This window comes from Acidovorax sp. KPB24-07, from assembly GCF_057543315.1.
This window is the reverse complement of record NZ_BAAJYS010000438.1, coordinates 1-2609: the sequence shown is the minus strand read 5'-3', so window position 1 is coordinate 2609 and position 2609 is coordinate 1. Positions and strand designations below refer to the sequence as shown.

Annotated in this window: 3 protein-coding genes; 2 read left to right on the top strand and 1 reads right to left on the bottom strand. The window is 68.7% G+C overall.

Going from position 1 to position 2609, the window contains the following annotated elements:
• Positions 1-53: 53 nt before the first annotated feature.
• Positions 54-413: an FKBP-type peptidyl-prolyl cis-trans isomerase gene (locus AC27IQ_RS22230; protein WP_272568163.1), complete on the top strand. Its 360-nt coding sequence runs from the start codon at positions 54-56 to the stop codon at positions 411-413.
• Positions 414-632: 219 nt separating this feature from the next.
• The gene (locus AC27IQ_RS22225) at positions 633-1712 is read left to right on the top strand and encodes a TIGR03118 family protein (protein ID WP_487090829.1); all 1080 of its coding nucleotides are present in this window, start codon (positions 633-635) and stop codon (positions 1710-1712) included.
• A gap of 63 nt (positions 1713-1775) precedes the next feature.
• On the opposite strand, the gene AC27IQ_RS22220 is transcribed toward AC27IQ_RS22225, so the two are convergent.
• On the bottom strand, positions 1776-2267 hold the full coding sequence (locus tag AC27IQ_RS22220) for a hypothetical protein (protein ID WP_487090828.1): 492 nt from the start codon (positions 2265-2267) through the stop codon (positions 1776-1778).
• Positions 2268-2609 lie beyond the last annotated feature (342 nt).

The following is a 2609-nucleotide window of genomic DNA, read 5'->3' as shown; positions in this document are numbered from 1 at the left end:
TAAGCACTAGGGCATATCGCTATCATTTAAGTAGCACTTCGAAAGGAACACCCATGGCATTCACCACCACCCCCTCCGGCCTGCAATACGAAGACACCGTCGTGGGCGAAGGCGCCGAGGCCACGCGCGGCAACCACGTCAGCGTGCACTACACCGGCTGGCTCTACAACAACGGCGAGCAAGGCGCCAAGTTCGACTCCAGCCGCGACCGCAACGATCCGTTCGAGTTCGGCCTGGGCGCCGGCATGGTGATCAAGGGCTGGGACGAAGGCGTGCAGGGCATGAAGGTGGGCGGCCAGCGCACGCTGATCATTCCCGCCGCCCTGGGCTACGGTGCCCGCGGCGCCGGTGGCGTGATCCCGCCGAACGCCACGCTGAAGTTCGACGTCGAGCTGCTCGGCGTCGGCGGCTGATCGGCGCGGCGCGGTCCGCACTGAGACCGGCGCCCAAAGGGCGCCACCTCCCCCAAGGGCTGTGCCTTCGCAAGAAGGCATGGCCCTTTTTCCATGTGGAGCGCCCTTGCCTGCCCGCCAGCGCTTCCATTTTCTTTTCACTGCCCCCCACAACCTTTGGCAAAGCAGCCCGCACTCACGACGGCAGAAAAATGACTGCGATCTTCCAACGGAGCAATCTTGAAAATATCCAGAATCTTGTGGGGTGCGGTGCCGGCGACGGCGTTGGTGCTGGTCGGCTGCGGCGGGAGCGACGCCCCGCCGACGGTCACCTCCTTCACGGCCAAGGCCGTGGTGTCCGACGGCAGCATTGCAGGAACGCAGACCGATGCCAACCTGAAGAACGGCTGGGGCATCGCCTTCAACCCGAACGGCTTCGTCTGGGTGACCGCCACGGCCACGCAGAAGTCCACGCTCTATGACGGCAACGGCGTGCCGCAGACCCTGGTGGTGACCGTGCCCCCGGCCGGCAGCGCTCCGGCCAACCCCACCGGCATCATCTTCAGCGGCACCAGCAGCTTCCCGGTCACCAAGAACGGCGTGACCGGCCCCAGCCGCTTCGTGTTTTCCAGCGAGGACGGCAGCCTCTCCGGCTGGAGCCCGGCAGCCGATCTGGCCAATGCCATCGTGACCTACCGGGACGGCGGCGGCGCGGTCTACAAGGGCCTGGCCGTGGCCACCCGCAGCGGCGCGGACTTCCTGTATGCCACCGACTTCCGCAACAACAAGATCGACGTGTTCGACACCAGCTTCCAGAAGGTGCAGCTGGCGGGCAGCTTCGCCGACCCGCAGCTGCCGGCCAACTATGCGCCCTATGGCATCCAGACCATCGGCACGCGCATCTACGTGACCTATGCGCAGCAGGACGCCAACCGGCGCAACGCCGTGGCCGGCGCCGGCCTGGGCGCGCTGAACGCCTTCAACACCGACGGCACGCTGGCGCAGCGCATCGTCACGCCCGGCGCCACGCTCAACGCACCCTGGGGCATCGCCCAGGCGCCTGGCAACTTCGCCGGGGCCAGCAGCCGCCTGATCATCGCCAATGAAGGCGACGGCACGCTGCAGGCGTTCGACCCCGCAACGGGCGAATGGAACGGCGCCCTGGCGCAAAAGGACGGAACGACCCTGCAGCTGGACGGCGTGCGTGGCATCGCGTTCGGCAACGGCCTGAACCAGCAGCCGCTGAACACGCTGTTCTATGTGGCGGGGCCGAACAAGGGCGTGAACGGCGCCTACGGCCGCGTGGACGTGCAGCCCTGATCCACGCCTTCCTGCCGCATCGCCACGGCGCTGCGGCAGGACCGGCCCGCTGCGCAGGGCCGGTCAGCCGAACAGCGCCCGCTCCAGGCGCCGGTATTTTTCATCGCCCACCAGTTCGCGGATCTTCGGCGCCAGTGCGGCGAGGTCGTCGAAACTGCGTGCGCCCTCGACCGCCAAGTTCAGCCGAAAGCCGCGCAGCCCCAGGCTGGACGTGATTTCCGTGGCGATCGGATAGGCCGCTTGGTAGCGCTCCATGGGCGAGGATGACTCGCCCGTTGCCGGGGCCGCGCCCGGCGCGCCCGCCGGGGCCGGCATGCCCTCGGGCGACGCGTTCTGCAGGTTGGGCGCACTGCCGTCCGGCAACGACAGCAGGCCCTGCCCGACCATCGCCAGCACGTCGTCCATGCCGATGCCCATGGTCGCGGTGGCCGCCAGCACCTGTGCCAGCGTGCGCTTGCCATCGAACAGGATGAAGGCCGAACGCTGCCGCGAGGTCAGCGCGCCGTGGCGGTCCTTGAGGGCCAGATGGCCTGCAGATGTCTTGACGAGTAGCACGGTTCCCCCTGATCGTTTTCGGCGGCGTCGGGGGCACGGGCCCGTCCGATGGTTGGGCGCAGCGTCGCACGCGGTCGGGGCTTTGTGAATCCGGGTTTATCCATAACCACCATCCCCGCCCGCATCGCCGCGAGCCCCAGCGTGCGCCGTGGCGCGCGCACCCGCCGTTCACATCCCCGGCAGGCGCGAATGGACCGACGGGCCCGCCCCCGGCGCCCCGCGTGAGCAGGCTCACCAGCCACGCGGTCGCAAGGCCCACCGGCACGCCGAACACGCCGGCCGAGATCGGCTGGATGCCGAACCACAGGCCGTCCGCCAGCAGCACGGCAGGCACCACGGCGC

Coding starts and splice junctions, on each gene's coding strand:
- AC27IQ_RS22230 (WP_272568163.1), top strand. CDS start 54: ATGGCATTCACCACCACCCCCTCCGGCCTGCAATACGAAGACACCGTC.